This is a genomic window from Variovorax sp. GW821-FHT09A10 (assembly GCF_059418385.1).
In genome coordinates, this window is the sequence record NZ_JBWKPT010000002.1 from 1,357,642 (window position 1) to 1,372,015 (window position 14,374).

The window sequence follows — 14,374 nt, forward strand, 5'->3', positions numbered from 1 at the left end:
CCACAACCCCTTTGTGCGCGCGGGGTCTTCAGGCCATGGCCTTGCGGCGCTCGCGCTCCATGCGGGCGCTGGCCAGCGTTTCTTCGCGCAGGCGGTCGTACTCGACCTTGTCGACCGGCACGGCGTTCGGGTCGCCCAGGTCGCGCATGTGGATGCGGTAGGTCTCGCGGGCGCTCATGGCGGCCAGCGCGGCCAGCACGGTCACCGCGAAGGTGATGGCGCCGACCGTGAACCACACGTTGGTCGAGCCCGGAGGCGCCACGGCGGCGAACAGCGCAGGCAGCAGCGCGGTGAAGGTGGTGCCGATGTTCTGCGAGATGGCCATGGCCGACACGCGGTTGCGGGTGCGGAACAGCTCCGGGTAGAAGCTCGGGAAGGTCGCGTTGTAGCCCTGGTACACGATGCCCCACATCAAGAGCGACATGCAGATGGCCAGCGGCACGTTCTTGATGCTGATGGCGTACAGGTACACGAACGACAGCAGGCCCGAAGCCAGTGCGCCCACGATGATCGGCGGCTTGCGGCCGATGCGGTCCGACAGGTTGCCCACGAACGGGATCACCAGCACGGCCAGGATGTTGCCCAGCACGGGAATCCACAGGTACACGTCTTTCTGGAAGCCGATGCCGTAGGCGGCCTGCACCGCGTAGGCCGCGCCGAACACGGTGGCGACCACGGGAATCACGTTCATCAGCGCCATGCAGACCACGCGCAGCATGTCGGCCCAGCTGTCGGTGAAGGCCTGGACGATGGGCGACTTCGCCACTTCGCCCTTCTTGTCGACTTCGGCGAAGGCCGGCGTCTCATCGACCTCGCGGCGGATGATGTAGCCGGCCACGATCACGATGAAGCTCAACAGGAACGGAATGCGCCAGCCCCACGAGTTGAACGACTCTTCAGGCATGTAGTGCGCCAGCGGCAGGAACACGGCAGCCGCCAGGATCTGGCCGGCCTGCACGCCCTGCAAGGTAAAGCTCGCGAAGAAGCCGCGGCGCCCGAACGGCGCGTGCTCCAGGATCATCGAGCTCGCGCCCGAAATTTCGCCGGCCACCGCGAAGCCCTGCACCAGACGCAGGAACACCAGCAGCGCCGGGGCCAGCAGGCCGACCTGGTCGTAGGTCGGCAAGAGGCCCACGGCCACGGTCGAGAAGCCCATCAGGAACATGCACAGCACCAGCACCTGCTTGCGCCCGTGCGTGTCGCCCCAGTGGCCGAGCACGAAGGCGCCGATGGGGCGCGCGACATAGCCCACGCCGTAGGTCGCGAGCGACGCGATGATGGCCGTGGTCGGGTCGCCCTTGGGGAAGAAGATCTGCGGAAAGATCAGCGCCGCGGCGGTGGCGTAGATGAAGAAGTCGTAGTACTCCAGCGCCGAGCCGATCCAGCCGCTGGCGGCGGCTTTCCTCGACTGGTGCTTGCCTTGCGGCTCTTTGGCGGATGGGTGGGCCATGGGTTGTCTCCAGTGGTGTGACGAAGGTGTCGGATGCGAGGGGAAAAAATCGGTCTTGTGGATCAGTCTTGCTGGGGCTGCTGCGCCTGCGACGCCATGCGCGCGGGTGCGTTGAGCGCGCCGTAGGCGTCGTAGCCGCCTACGCGCTGCGCGACCTCGAAGAAGAGGCCGCCGTCGAAACTCTCGGTGTAGATGTGCAGGTAGTCGCCGGCCGCCGAGCGGTCGAACAGAACGCCGGCTTCGCGCATGCGCGCCAGCAACTCGGGCGCCACGTCGATGCGCGTGGCCAGGTCGTCGTAGTAGTTGTCCGAGATCGGCACGAAGCGCGTGCCGTTGGCGCGCAGCCGGGCCACGGTGTCGAAGATGTCGTCGCAGTCGAGCGCGATGTGATGCACCGCGCCGCCGCCGGTCACGCTCAGCGTGCGCGCGGTGCGCGTGCGCTGGCTCAGCGACACGTTCAGCACCAGGCGCAGGCTGCGGTCGGCATTGGCCACGCCGCGGCTGCGGATCAGGCCGAAGGGGTCGGCCAGCTCCAGGCTCTCGCCGGGCTCCAGGCCGAGCACGGCGCGCGTGAACAGCACCCAGGTGTCGAGCTGGTCGAGCGCCAGGCCCAGCGCCACGTGGTCGATGCGCGTGAGGCCCGCATCGCTGTCGCCCGGCCCCGCGTCCTCGAGGATGAAGTCGGTCTCGTACAGCCCGTTGGCGCCCAGCGCCTCGGGCACGAAATGGATCAGGTTGCCGCCCGGCGCCACGATGGCCGGCACGCGCAGCTCGTTCGGCCCCACCGGGCTGTCGTGGCGCTGCGAACGCATGGCGCTGGCGCGGCCCACGGCCGCGAGCGGGTCGGCGCAACGCACGCCCAGCGCGCACACCGAGGTGCCGTGCGCCTCGAAACGCTGGCGCGCGAACGAATCGGGCTGCGCGTTGACGATGAAGTGGATACCGCCCTGGCGGTACAGCGTGACGGCCTTGGAGCGATGGCGCCCGACACGGCGAAAGCCCAGCTGCCCGAGCAGCGCGCCGAGCGTGACGGCCGAGGCCTCGTCGGCCGCGAACTCGATGAACGACAGGCCCGAGAGCGGCGGCGCGGGCGGCGGGTTGAACAGTTCCACGCGCTGCGGCTGCACGGGGGCATTCCCGTTGGCGAGCCGCTCGCGCGTTTCGCTTTCGAGGTACAGCAGCGAGCGCATCGCATCGACGGCGGTGCGGCGGTTCGGCGTCTCGCGGAAGATGTCGTTGAAGATCTCCAGCGACAGCGGCCCGGTGTAGCCCGCGCGCAGAACTTGCTCGAAGAAGCCGACCACGTCGAAATCGCCCTGCCCCGGAAACGAGCGGTGGTGGCGCGCCCACTGCAGCACGTCCATCGACAGGAGCGGCGCATCGGCCATCTGCACGAAGAAGATCTTCTCGCCCGGAATCGCGGCGATGCTCGCCGGGTCGTCCTTCAGCGACAGCGTGTGGAAGCTGTCGAGGATCAGCCCGAGGTGCGGATGGTCGGCGCGCTGCACGATGTCCCAGGCCTGGGCGTAGCGCGAGGTGTGGCGGCCCCAGGCCAGCGCCTCGAAGCCCACGCGCAGGTTGCGGCGCGCGGCGCGCTCGGCCAGTTCGTGCAGCTGGGCGGCGGCGCGCGCCGGGTCGTTCACCGACAGCGGCGAGGTGTTGGAGCAGCACAGCACCAGCGGCGCGCCCATGGCTTCCATGAGGTCGAACTTGCGTTCGGCGCGCTCCAGGCTGCGGTGGAACTGCGCCTCGGGCATGCCTTCGAAGTCGCGAAACGGCTGGTACAGGTCGATAGCCAGGCCCAGGTCGGCCACGATGCTGCGCAGCTCGGCGGCGGTGCCGCGGAAGTTGACGAAATCGGCTTCGAACAGCTCGATGCCGTCGAAGCCCGCGGCCACAATGGCTTCGAGCTTCTGGCGGAGGGTGCCGCTGAGCGAGACGGTGGCAATGGCGCGGTGCATGGGGATGGACTGTAGAAAGAGCCCGGGCGCGCCACAACGCAAATCAGCCCCTTCTGATCGATGATCGCACGCCACCGATCATCATTCGCACGAAATAGGGGTTACACCTAGCCCACACGGGGGTGCGGGCCGGGCGTTTTTTCAGAGGCTGCGCCAGTAATCGATCAGCATCTGCGCGAACTCGACCGGGCGCTCCACCGCGCTCAGGTGCGCGGCGTCGATGGTCGCCAGCCGCGCGCCCGGGATCTGCGCCACCATGGCCTCGGACATGGCCAGGGGCGTGGCCTCGTCCTGCAGCCCGCCGATCACCAGCGTGGGCGTGGCGATGCGGCGGTTGCTGTCGCGAAAGTCGATGGCGGCCACGGCGTTGCAGCTCTCGATGTAGCCCTGCGCGTCGGTGCGCACCAGCGTGTCGTGCAAGGTGCGCGCGGCCACCGCGCCTTCGGGCGTGGCGGCGTAGGCCGGCGTGAGCCAGCGCGCCACGGCGCCCGGGGCGATGGCGGCCACGCCCTTGGCGGCCACGGTTTCCGCGCGCAGGCGCCACGGGGCCTGGTCGGGGTAGTGCGCGGCCGAATTGGCGATCACCACGGTCCTGAGCTGCGCGGCATGCCGCACCGCCAGCGCCTGCGCGGTCATGCCGCCCATCGACAGGCCCACGAAGTGCACCGGCTCGCCGCCCGTCTCGCGCGCGATCAGCTCGGACGCGTCCTGCGCCAGCGTTTCCACGCGCAGCACGCCGGGCACCACCTCGGAGCCGCCATGGTTGCGGTGGTCGTAGCGAATCACCGTGTGGGCGCGCGCCAGCTGCGCGGCCACGCCGTCCCACATGTGCAGGTCGCAGCCGAGCGCATGGCTGAGCACGACGAAGGGGCCGTCGCCTTCGCGCACGACATTCAGGCGGGGGGTGGAAGTGGTCATGGGGTGGAGTCCTTCTTTGGGGAGGATGGAGAAGCAGGTTGAGAGAGACGCGGCAGCCACAGGAACGCGATGGCCAGCAGCACGGTGCCGGCCATGAGCATCGGCACGACCATCGGCCAGGCGCCGTACGAAAAACTCGTGTCGACGAACAGCGCGGCGACCTGCCCCACGCAGAACGCGACCATCATCATGCCGAAACCGGACCACGACACGGCCCGCCCCGCCAGGTGCGGCAGGTCGCCCACGGCACCGGCCTGTCCGCAGGGCTGGTGGATGCCGTGGCCGAGGCAGTACACGGCGTGGCCCGCCAGCAGCGGCACCGCACTGTGCGGCATCAGCCAGCAGCCCAGCGCCTGGATCACGGCGCCGGTGATGCTCAGCACCGCGCCCAGGCGCACGGTGCGCATGGGCCCGAAGCGACGCAGCAGGCTGCGGCACATCGTGGTGCTGAAGATGTAGACCAGCGAGCCGCCGGCCGGAATCCAGCCGTACCACGCGGGCGACCAGCCGAGGTAGCCGATGTAGACCATCGGCGAGAGCAGCAGAAAGCAGAACAGCCCGCCGTAGGTGGCTGCGGCCACCGAGGCCCAGGCGCGGAAGGCGCGGCTCGCGAACACGGCGCGCGTGCTGCCGCGCGGCGCGGACGATTCGCCTCCGGCCAGCGGCTTGCGCGTTTCGCCGAAGGAGCGCCAGCACAGCGCGAACAGCGCCAGCGAATAGACCGCCATCGCGACCATCACCCAGCGCCAGCCCGCGCCCTGCACCAGCCAGGCGCCCAGCAGCGGCGCCACCAGCCCGACCATGCCCAGCCCCGTGAGGCCCCGCGCCATGACGTGCGGGCCCTCGTGCGCCGGATACAGGTCGCGCACCGCGGCGCGTGAGCACACGAGAATCGCCGCCATCGAAAAACCCTGCAGCGTGCGCCAGCCCGCGAGCACCGCCACGCTGCCCGCAAAGGCACCGCCGAAAGCCGCGACCACATAACAGGCCAGCCCCGCCAGCAGCACGGGCCGTCGGCCGAAGCGGTCGGCCAGCGGGCCGCACAGCAGCTGCGCAAAGCCGAAGGCCAGCACGAACAGCGTGAGGCTGGTGCTGGCCGAGCCCAGCTCCTTCGCGATGGCGGGGAGCGCAGGCAGATAGCTGTCGGTGGCCACCGGTTGCGCGGCCAGCAGCAGCGGCAGCAGCAAGGTGAAACTGACGTCGAACCGGCCCTTCTTCGGGGCGACCGGCGCGTTCACTGCGCCGCGGACGGAGCAGCGGGTGCCGCGGGCAGCAGGCCCTTCTCGCGCAGGATGTTCGTCGCGATGCCAAAGGCGTGGTTGGCCACCGGCACGCCGCAGTAGATCGCGGCCATCATGATCACTTCCTTGATCTCGTCGGGCGTGAGGCGCGACTCGGGCGGGCCGTCGAGCGCGGCGCGCACATGCATGGCGAATTCTTCGTACGCATGGATGCCCAGCATCATCGACAGCACCATGAAGCGGCGCGTCTTGTCGCCCAGCGCAGAGCGGCCCCAGATGTCGTTCCACGCGTGGCGCGTGATGAGCTCCTGGAACTCGGCATTGAAGCCGTTGCGGTTGGCGAGCGACTTGTCGACCCAGGCGTCGCCGAGCACGCGGCGGCGGTTGACGAGGCCGTCTTCGTAAGGATTGCTCGGGGTGTCGGGGGCGGTCATGGCGAGAGTTCCTTGTCGGATGAGAGTTGGGCTTGCAGGGCTTTCACCTGCGCCACAGCGATGTGCCCCGCATTCACGGCGAGTGCGGGGTCGAACCATTCGTCGGCTGCGTCGCGCGGCAGCTCGGCGCGCAGCCGGTCGATGTTGGCGCGCATGCGCGCGGCATCGACCTGCAGGCCGGGCAAGGCGCCGGCCATGGCACGCACGCTGCCGTGCGCCGACATCAACAGCTGCGGCCATTCGGCCAGCTCGGCCTGCCAGGCGCCGAGCGCGCGCTCGTGCTGTTGCGGCATGGCGCCGAGCAAGGCCGCCACGCGCTGCGGCGCACGGTGCGCGGCGGCGATGGCGACCATCGAAGCCACGGGGTTGCGCTTGTGCGGCATCGCGGACGAGCCGCCGCGCCCGGGTTCGCTGGGCTCGGCGACCTCGGCCACTTCGTACTGGCCGAGCAGCGAGATGTCGACCGCGACCTTGCCCAGGCTGCCCGTGAGCAGGCCGAGCTCGCAGCCGAGCGCGACCCATTCGTCGCGCTGCGTGTGCCATGTGGCGCCGGGATCGCCCAGGCCCAGTTCCTTGGCCATGCGCTGGCGCACCGCGGCGCCCTGCCCCTTCATCTGCGCCAGCGTGCCGACGGCGCCGCCGAGCTGCAGCTGCAGCGCGTGCTTCGCGGCGGCGCGCAGGCGGGTGCGGCTGCGCACCAGCGGCGCGGCCCAGCCGGCGCACTTGAAGCCGAAGCTGGTGACCGAGGCCGGCTGCATCAGCGTGCGCGCGAGCATCGGCGTGTCGGCGTGCTGCACCGCCAGGCGCAGCAGCGCGTCGGCGGCCTTCGCCAGGTCGGCTTCGACGAGTGCGACGGCCTCGCGCGTGACCAGCGCCATCGCGCTGTCGATCACGTCCTGGCTGGTGCTGCCGAAGTGCACGAAGGGCACCGCCTCGGCATTGAACAGGCCCACGGCCTCGCGCAGTGCCTTCACCAGCGGGATGGCGACGCTGCCGGCGCGTCCGCTCTCGCGCACGATCTTGGCCACGTCGAACAGCTCGACCTTGCAGCTGCCGACGATCGAATGCGCGGCGCTCTCGGGAATCAGCCCCTCGGCCGCCTGCGCGCGTGCGAGCGCGGCCTCGAAGCGCAGCATGGCGTCGACGAAGGCGCGGTCGCTGAAGGCGCCCAGCGTTTCGGAGGTGGAAAGGAAGCCTTCAAAAATGCTCATGCGGGGTCCGGTGTTTTCAGTATTTCAATTGCGCCACGGCGCGCAGTTCTTCGGGCGAGGCGGTGCCGAAGCCGAAGAACTCGAGGTAGGCCGGGATCATCTCGAACAGCATGTCGGTGCCGACCTGCACCTGGCAGCCCTTGGCCTTGGCGGCCTGCAGCAGCGGCGTGTACTCGGTCTTCATGACGACCTCGCCGACGAAGGTCTCGGGGGCGATGCGGTCCACGTCGAAGGGCAGCGGGTCGCTGTCCTTCATGCCCAGCGGCGTGGCGTTGACGACCACGTCGTAGCCGGCCGGGTCCTTCGAGCCGGTGGCGACCTTCATCTGCGGATAGTGCTCGCGCAGCCGCGCGGCCAGCGCCTGCGCGGAGGCGTCGCTCATGTCGAACAGCATCAGCTCGGCCGCGCCGGCCGCCGCGATCGACGCCGCAATGGCCGACCCGACACCACCCGTGCCCGACACCAGCACCCGCGTGCCCTTAAACAGCCGCCCCTTGCGCTCCACGCCGCGCACGAAGCCCGCGCCGTCGAACTGGTCGCCCAGCAGACTGCCGTCGGGCCGCTTGAGCACGGCGTTGCAGGCGCCCGCGACGCGCGCGGTGGGCGTGACCTCGTCGACCAGCGACATCGTCGTGACCTTGTGCGGCATCGTGACCAACGCGCCGCGCAGGTTCGAGAACTTGAAGATCTGCGCGAGCGACACCGCGTAGTCCTCGGGCTTCACGCCCATGGGCACGACGACCGCGTCGATGCCCTGCTTGTCGAACCAGGGGTTGTAGATCATCGGCGCCTTGAAGGCTTCGGTGGGGTAGCCGATGTGGGCGATGAGCGTGGTCTTGCCGGAGATCATGGGAGTCGTCTTGTTCAGGAAGGCGCGGGGTCAGGCCACGCTCGGGGATTGGTAGCGCAACGGGGTTGCGATCTCGGCGTGCATCGCCGGCGGATAGATGAGCTCGCGCAGGAAGTCGGCGTCGGCCTGCATCGCATCGGCCGCGTCGATGTGGCCGAAGTAGCGGAAGTAGTGCGGCATCTGCTGCACCAGCATCTCGAAGCCGGCCTGTGCGTTGAGCCCGCGCGCCCGCGCCGCACGCACCAGCGGCGTGGGTTGGTTGCGCAGCAGGATGTCGAACAGCGCCGCGTGCGGTTCCAAGCGCGCCACATCCAGCGGCAGCGCGTCGTCCTCGGCCAGGCCCAGCGGCGTGGCGTTGATCACGAGGTCGTAGCCCTCGGGCGCGTTGCTGTCGACCGCGACCACGGTCGCGTCGAAAAAGGCGTCGAGCTTGGCGGCCACGCCCGCAGCCTTGCCGGAGGCGGTGTCGAAGAAGGCGATGTGCTCGGCGCCGTTCACCGTGCCGCCCTCGGCCAGCGCCACGCCGATGGCCGCAGCGCTCACGCCCGCGCCGAGGATCAGCACGCGCTTGCCGCGAAACGGCACATTGCAGCGGTCGAGCGCGCCGATCAGGCCCTCGCCGTCGAACAGGTCGCCCTCGAGCTGGTCGCCCTCGGTGCGGCGCACCACGTTGACCGAGCCCGCCACGCGGCCGAACAGGCCGCAGCCGTCGAGCAGGTCGACCACGCGCGGCTTGTGCGGCGGCGCGATCACCATGCCGCGCACGTTGCGCGCCAGGAAGGCCGACTTCATGAACACCGCGAAGTCGCGCACCGGCACCTGCATGGGCACCAGCACCGCGTCGATGCCGTAGCGCGCGAAGGCCGCGTTGAACATGCGCGGCAGCCGCACGTTGCGGACCGGGTCGCCGGGGATGAGGTAGGCCTGGGTGCTGCCAGTGATGAATGGGCTCATGGGCGTGCTTCCGTTCGTCAATCGCTCGTTTCGGGGCGGAACAGCGGGCTTTATAGTCCCTTCGCGCGCAGCCTGCTGGCACATGGACAGTCAAACGTTCGATGATCGATCTTTCAAGTGCGTCAATCGATCAAATTGCGGGTTTTTACTTAGCCATTCGGGCCCCGCCGCCGCGCCGGACGCGGGCACACTTCCGCCCATGACCCCCACCAGCCCCGACGACTCGACGCCGCCCGCCGGCCTGGACAAGCGCGACTGGATCGCCGGGCTGGAGCGCGGCGTGAGCATCATCGAGGCCTTCGACGACGCCAACCCGCGCCTCACGGCCAGCCAGGCCGGCCAGCGCACGAACATGACGCGCACCGCCGCGCGGCGCTACCTGCTCACCCTGCAGCACATGGGCTACGTGGCCAGCGACGGCAAGCTGTTCTGGCTCACGCCGCGCGTGCTGCGCCTGGGGCAGTCGTACCTCGAGTCGGCCCGCCTGCCGCGCGTGGTGCAGCCCTTTCTGCAGCGCGTGGCGGCCGGCACCAACGAGATCGCCTACCTCAGCGTGATGGACGGCGACGAGGTGGTCTACATCGCGCGCAACGGCCCCAACCGCAGCATGAGCACCGGCTACGTGCTCGGCGCGCGCGTGCCGGCGCAGGTGACGGCCTCGGGCATGCTGATGCTGGCGCTGCGCAGCGACGCCGAGCTGAACGACTGGCTGGCCACGCGCCAGCTCACGGTGTTCACCTCGCACACCATCGCGAGCATGGAGCGCATGAAACTCGAGCTGGCGCGCATCCGCGCCCAGGGCTGGGCGCTGTCGGAGCAGCAGCTCGACCTGAACTCGCGCGGCATCGCCGTGCCGCTGCGCGACCGCCACGGCACGCTGGTGGGCGCGCTGAACATCACGATGCCGATGGGGCACGAGAGTTCGGAAGACGCGGTGGCCCGTGTGCTGCCGGTGCTGCGCGAGACGGCGCAGGCGATGCGCAACCTGATCTGAGCCCTGCGGCTACGGCGCGGGCCAGGCCTTGTCGAAAAAGGCCGCCACCTCGGGGCCGAGCTGCGCCAGGAAGGCCGCGCGGTCGAAGCCCGGCGGGTCTTCCTGGACGTCGCCGCCGGGCGTGGCGATCTGCATGCCCGGCTTGTCCATGAACGCGAAGTGCGAGGCGTTGGGCACGCGGTGCAGCACGGCCTGGGGCATCTGCTGCGCGAGCCATTCGCCGTGAAAGCGCGGCACGAGGAAGCGGTCCTGCATCGCCACGTGGATCTGCACGGGCACCCGGATGGCCGCCAACGACGACGCCGTGAACGGCACGCCGACCGGGGCCATCAGCACGACGGCACGCACGCGCGCATCGCGCAGCGAAGGCAGCAGCGGCGATGTCGAAGGCGCGGCGTCCTTGCCGATGCCACAGAAGACCGGATCGGCGCTGCGCTCGCGCTCGCAATGCCGCGCGGACTGCGACAGGTCGGCCTGCCCGCCCGCCAGGGCCAGCACGGTGTAGCCGCCCGCCGAATGGCCGAGGGCGCCGATGCGCGGGCCCTGGGCGTCGCTGGCGATGCGGTCCTTCCAGCGCGGGTCTGCGAGCAGCGCATCGATCAGCTGCGAGACCTGCCGCGGCCGCTCGGTGAAATAGGCCGCCGCACCGCGCTGCATCAGTGACGCATCCTGCCAGTTGTCGCCCGCATGGCGGATCGCGGCGACGAGGTAGCCGTCCCGCGCCAGCGCTTCGGCAAGGCGCCCGTGACCCAGCTCGGTGCCGGCCAGGCCGTGGCTCAGCACGATGAGCCCCTTGAACCGTTCCTCGGGCGCCGCCCGGATCGCGGCGCGGACCGTGAACGGCCCCATGGCCGTCTCGCGGGGCGCGGCCTGCGTCGGGTAGTACAGCGCGGCGGTCACGGGCGCGGCGCCCGCGACGCTGAACGGCTGCCAGCCGACCTCGAAGGCCGAGGCACGGCAGCAGAACAACAGGCCGGCGGCGAGCCACAGGCTCAGGCGGAAGAAGGGGCGCATCTCGGGTCTCCTCGCTCGGTGACAGAGCAGTGAGTGCCGATGGTGGCGGCGCCCCCGCCCGCCGCCTACGGCGCTGCGACGGAACGCGGGCCGTGCGGCGCGAAACGACAGGCACACGGCGCGAACGGCCCCGCTTGGCGAACTGACAGCATTCCGACAGCATCCACCCGGCACGATGCAGGCTTTCTTACAAGATCGATGGAGACACGCACCATGTCCGACCTCTTCCTGAACGACGCCGCCCCCCTGAGCCGCCGCCACTGGCTGCAAGCCGGCGGCGCCCTCACCCTCGGCGGCCTGCTGCCTTCGATGGCCTCGGCGCAAGATGCCTGGCCCAGCAAGTCGATCCGCTTCGTCGTGCCCTTCGCGCCGGGCGGCAGCTCCGAAATCGTGGCGCGTTCCACCGCCGCCGAGCTGTCGCGCACGCTGGGCCAGAGCGTGTTCGTCGACAACAAGCCCGGCGCGGCCGGCAACATCGCCATGAGCGAAGTGGCGCGCGCCACCGACCAGCACACGCTGATCCTCGGCCACATCGGCACGCTGGCCGTGAACCCCTACATCTTCGCCAAGCTGCCCTACGACGCGAACAAGGACTTCAAGCCCGTGAGCCTGCTGGCCAAGGTGCCCAGCCTGTACGTGGTGCACCCCGACGTGCCGGCGAAGAACCTCAAGGAGTTCATCGCCTACGCCAAGAGCAAGCCCGGCAAGCTGAGCTACGGCTCGGCCGGCAACGGCAGCGCGGGCCACCTGGCCTTCGAGTACCTGAAGATGACGGCCGACGTGTTCATGCTGCACGTGCCCTACCGCGGCACCGGCCCGATGGTGACCGACCTGCTCTCGGGCCGGCTCGATGCCTCGGCCATCGGCGCAGCGGCGATCATTCCGTTCATCAAGGCCGGCAAGGTGCGCTGCATCGCGACCGGCTCGGCCAAGCGCCTGGCGCAGCTGCCCGACGTGCCGACCGTGGCCGAGCAGGGCTTCCCCGGCTTCGAGATGACGCAGTGGTACGGCATGCTCGCGCCGGCCAGCATCACGCCCGCACAGATGACCAAGCTCTCGGCCGAGACCATGAAGGCCGTGAAGTCGCCCGACTCGATGCAGCGGCTCACGGCCGATGCGGCCGAAGCCGTGGGCGGCACGCCGGAGCAGTTCGCGCAGTTCATCACCGCCGAACAGAACCGCTGGCAGAAAGTGATCGCCCGGGCAAACATCAAGCCGGACTGAGCATCCGAGGCCCTAGCATCGGCGCCATGCGCATCCTGCTGGCCGAAGACGAACACACCCTGGGCACCTGGCTCTGCAAGGCGCTGGAGCATGCGGGCATCCAGGTCGAATGGGTGGACGACGGCCGGCTGGCCGACCGGGCGCTGCAGCAGCGCGACCACGACGCGCTGGTGCTCGACCTGGGCCTGCCCGGCATGGACGGCCACACGGTGCTGCAGCGGCTGCGCGAACGCGACCAGCGGCTGCCGGCGCTGATCCTCACGGCGCGCGATTCGCTGGACGAGCGCGTCGCCTCGCTCAACGCGGGCGCCGACGACTTCCTCGCCAAGCCCTTCGCGCTGGCCGAACTCGAAGCGCGACTGCACGCGCTGGTGCGTCGCGCGCGCGGCGTGGAACATCCGCGCCTGGCCTGCGGGCCGCTGGTGTACGACGGCGCACGCCGGCAGTTCACGCTGGGCGGCGAGGCGCTCGCGCTGTCGCCGCGCGAACAGGCCGTGCTGCGCGCGCTGGTGCAGCGCAGCGGCGAGCCGCTGTCGAAGCAGCAGATCCTCGACCGCGTGTTCTCCGACGACGACGAGGTGCACCTCGAAGCCATCGAGGTGCTGGTGTACCGGCTGCGCAAGCGGCTCGACGGCAGCGGGGTGCGCATCGTCACGCTGCGCGGCCTGGGCTACGTGCTGGAAGCGGACACTGAGTGAGCGCGCTGCGCCGCTTCACCGACCGCCTGCGCCGCACCAGCCTGTGGCAGCGGCTCGCGCTGCTGCTGTTCCCCGCCTTGCTGCTGGTGACGGGCATCGAGCTGTGGATGACCCGGCACGACGCACTGGCCGCCGCCAACGCGGCGTATGACCGCTCACTGCTCGGCGCGCTCAAGTCGATCGACGCGAACATCTCCACGGCCTCGGGCGGGCTGTCGGTCGAGCTGCCGTACACGATGTTCGAGTTCTTCGAGCTCACGGCCAGCGGGCAGGTGTTCTTTCGCGTCGCGACCTCCGACGGGCTGGTCGAGCTGGGCAGCGCCGACCTGCCCGCGCCGCCGGTCGAGCCGGCGATGGGCGTGCCGGCCTTCTACGACGCCACCTACTTCGGCGAGGCCGTGCGGCTCGCGGCCTACCGGCGCGACCTGGACCGCGCGCCGGCCGGCAGCACCGGGCGCAGCGTGCTGATCCAGGTCGGCGAGAGCACGCGCTCGCGCCAGGAGTTCACCAGCCGCTTCGTGCGCAGCGCGGCGCTGCGCGACGGGCTGATCCTCGCGATGCTGCTGTGCGGCACCGCGCTGGCGCTGGCGGCGGCGTTGCGCCCGCTCTCGCGGCTGGCGCGCGAGGTGCAGGCACGCACGCCCGACGACCTCACGCGCATCGCCGAGACCGACCTGCCCGCCGAAGTGCGCCCGCTGGTCGCCGCCGTGAACCAGCAGATGGCGCGCACGCAGGAACTGGTCGCACAACAACGGCAGTTTCTCGACGACGCCTCGCACCAGCTGCGCACGCACCTGACCACGCTGCAGATGCAGGCCGACTACGCACGCCGCGAGGACGACCCGGCGCAGGTGCGCGCCGCGCTCGACGCGCTGGGCGCCGAGATCGGCCGCGCCACGCGCAGCGCGCAGCAGCTGCTGGCGCTGGGCCGCAGCGACACCGTGGCCGTGGCGCCCGCCGCATTCGACACCGCCGAGCTGCTGCGCGAGGTGGCGGTCGACCTGCTGCCGCTGGCGCGCGCCAAGCGCATCGACCTGGGCATCCATGCGCCCTCGCCCGAGCTGCACGCGGTGGGCGACCGTGGCCTGCTGCGCGAGGCGCTGAGCAACCTCGTGGCCAACGCCATCGCCTACACGCCGGCGGCCGGCACGATCACGCTCTTCGCGGCCGGCGACGCCGCGGGCTGGAGCCTCAACGTGGAGGACGACGGCCCCGGCCTGAGCGAGGACGAGCGCGCCACGCTGGGCCAGCGCTTCCGTCGCGGCGCGCGCGCGGACCAGGGTGGCTTCGGGCTCGGCCTGGCGATCGTGCGTTCCATCGCGCAGCGGCACCGTGGCGACTTGCGGCTGGAGGCACGCGGCGCGGGGCCGGGCCTGCATGCCATCATCTGGTGGCCCCGTCCCGCGGGGTGAACCGCCACCCTTC

Annotated in this window: 13 protein-coding genes; 4 read left to right on the plus strand and 9 right to left on the minus strand. The window is 70.5% G+C overall.

The features are described 5' to 3' along the window. Positions 1-28: 28 nt before the first annotated feature. The 8 genes from AC07Q9_RS13120 to AC07Q9_RS13155 form a co-directional block, all read right to left on the minus strand. Positions 29-1,450: an MFS transporter gene (locus tag AC07Q9_RS13120; protein ID WP_495309868.1), complete on the minus strand. Its 1,422-nt coding sequence runs from the start codon at positions 1,448-1,450 to the stop codon at positions 29-31. Between the two features lie 62 nt (positions 1,451-1,512). Further along, positions 1,513-3,411, minus strand: a complete 1,899-nt coding sequence (locus AC07Q9_RS13125; RefSeq protein ID WP_495309869.1) for a bifunctional sugar phosphate isomerase/epimerase/4-hydroxyphenylpyruvate dioxygenase family protein — start codon at positions 3,409-3,411, stop codon at positions 1,513-1,515. Between the two features lie 141 nt (positions 3,412-3,552). Further along, a complete protein-coding gene (locus AC07Q9_RS13130) occupies positions 3,553-4,329 on the minus strand; it encodes an alpha/beta fold hydrolase (RefSeq protein ID WP_495309870.1) in 777 nt (258 codons plus the stop codon). After that, positions 4,326-5,567 (minus strand): multidrug effflux MFS transporter, encoded by a 1,242-nt coding sequence (locus tag AC07Q9_RS13135; RefSeq protein WP_492678194.1) that lies wholly within the window; start codon positions 5,565-5,567, stop codon positions 4,326-4,328. The genes AC07Q9_RS13130 and AC07Q9_RS13135 overlap by 4 nt, the downstream gene beginning before the upstream one ends. After that, entirely contained in the window at positions 5,564-6,004 is a 441-nt protein-coding gene (locus AC07Q9_RS13140; protein ID WP_495309871.1) for a carboxymuconolactone decarboxylase family protein, read from the minus strand. Before AC07Q9_RS13140 ends, AC07Q9_RS13135 begins: the two co-directional genes overlap by 4 nt. Further along, positions 6,001-7,215 carry a 3-carboxy-cis,cis-muconate cycloisomerase gene (gene pcaB, locus AC07Q9_RS13145; protein ID WP_495309873.1) on the minus strand — a complete coding sequence of 405 codons (1,215 nt, stop codon included), beginning with the start codon at positions 7,213-7,215 and terminating at the stop codon, positions 6,001-6,003. The genes AC07Q9_RS13140 and pcaB overlap by 4 nt, the downstream gene beginning before the upstream one ends. A 16-nt stretch (positions 7,216-7,231) precedes the next feature. Beyond that, positions 7,232-8,065: a shikimate dehydrogenase family protein gene (locus AC07Q9_RS13150; protein ID WP_489057244.1), complete on the minus strand. Its 834-nt coding sequence runs from the start codon at positions 8,063-8,065 to the stop codon at positions 7,232-7,234. 30 nt (positions 8,066-8,095) lie between these two features. Further along, positions 8,096-9,019: a shikimate dehydrogenase family protein gene (locus tag AC07Q9_RS13155; protein WP_495309878.1), complete on the minus strand. Its 924-nt coding sequence runs from the start codon at positions 9,017-9,019 to the stop codon at positions 8,096-8,098. A gap of 199 nt (positions 9,020-9,218) precedes the next feature. Between AC07Q9_RS13155 and AC07Q9_RS13160 the strand changes: the two genes are divergently transcribed. Continuing rightward, positions 9,219-10,013 (plus strand): IclR family transcriptional regulator domain-containing protein, encoded by a 795-nt coding sequence (locus AC07Q9_RS13160; protein WP_139703857.1) that lies wholly within the window; start codon positions 9,219-9,221, stop codon positions 10,011-10,013. Between the two features lie 9 nt (positions 10,014-10,022). Here AC07Q9_RS13160 and AC07Q9_RS13165 read toward each other — a convergent pair whose 3' ends face one another. Continuing rightward, a complete protein-coding gene (locus AC07Q9_RS13165) occupies positions 10,023-11,027 on the minus strand; it encodes an alpha/beta hydrolase family protein (protein WP_495309883.1) in 1,005 nt (334 codons plus the stop codon). Positions 11,028-11,240: 213 nt separating this feature from the next. Between AC07Q9_RS13165 and AC07Q9_RS13170 the strand changes: the two genes are divergently transcribed. From AC07Q9_RS13170 to AC07Q9_RS13180, 3 genes are read left to right on the plus strand one after another with little or no spacing between them, the layout of a single operon-like run. Continuing rightward, positions 11,241-12,251 carry a Bug family tripartite tricarboxylate transporter substrate binding protein gene (locus tag AC07Q9_RS13170; RefSeq protein WP_495309885.1) on the plus strand — a complete coding sequence of 337 codons (1,011 nt, stop codon included), beginning with the start codon at positions 11,241-11,243 and terminating at the stop codon, positions 12,249-12,251. Between the two features lie 26 nt (positions 12,252-12,277). Continuing rightward, positions 12,278-12,949: a response regulator gene (locus AC07Q9_RS13175; RefSeq protein ID WP_495299484.1), complete on the plus strand. Its 672-nt coding sequence runs from the start codon at positions 12,278-12,280 to the stop codon at positions 12,947-12,949. Next, entirely contained in the window at positions 12,946-14,361 is a 1,416-nt protein-coding gene (locus AC07Q9_RS13180; RefSeq protein WP_495309887.1) for a sensor histidine kinase, read from the plus strand. The genes AC07Q9_RS13175 and AC07Q9_RS13180 overlap by 4 nt, the downstream gene beginning before the upstream one ends. Positions 14,362-14,374: the final 13 nt, after the last annotated feature.

Coding starts and splice junctions, on each gene's coding strand:
- pcaB (WP_495309873.1), bottom strand. CDS start 7,215: ATGAGCATTTTTGAAGGCTTCCTTTCCACCTCCGAAACGCTGGGCGCC.
- AC07Q9_RS13155 (WP_495309878.1), bottom strand. CDS start 9,019: ATGAGCCCATTCATCACTGGCAGCACCCAGGCCTACCTCATCCCCGGC.
- AC07Q9_RS13175 (WP_495299484.1), top strand. CDS start 12,278: ATGCGCATCCTGCTGGCCGAAGACGAACACACCCTGGGCACCTGGCTC.
- AC07Q9_RS13160 (WP_139703857.1), top strand. CDS start 9,219: ATGACCCCCACCAGCCCCGACGACTCGACGCCGCCCGCCGGCCTGGAC.
- AC07Q9_RS13120 (WP_495309868.1), bottom strand. CDS start 1,450: ATGGCCCACCCATCCGCCAAAGAGCCGCAAGGCAAGCACCAGTCGAGG.
- AC07Q9_RS13165 (WP_495309883.1), bottom strand. CDS start 11,027: ATGCGCCCCTTCTTCCGCCTGAGCCTGTGGCTCGCCGCCGGCCTGTTG.
- AC07Q9_RS13140 (WP_495309871.1), bottom strand. CDS start 6,004: ATGACCGCCCCCGACACCCCGAGCAATCCTTACGAAGACGGCCTCGTC.
- AC07Q9_RS13130 (WP_495309870.1), bottom strand. CDS start 4,329: ATGACCACTTCCACCCCCCGCCTGAATGTCGTGCGCGAAGGCGACGGC.
- AC07Q9_RS13125 (WP_495309869.1), bottom strand. CDS start 3,411: ATGCACCGCGCCATTGCCACCGTCTCGCTCAGCGGCACCCTCCGCCAG.
- AC07Q9_RS13170 (WP_495309885.1), top strand. CDS start 11,241: ATGTCCGACCTCTTCCTGAACGACGCCGCCCCCCTGAGCCGCCGCCAC.
- AC07Q9_RS13150 (WP_489057244.1), bottom strand. CDS start 8,065: ATGATCTCCGGCAAGACCACGCTCATCGCCCACATCGGCTACCCCACC.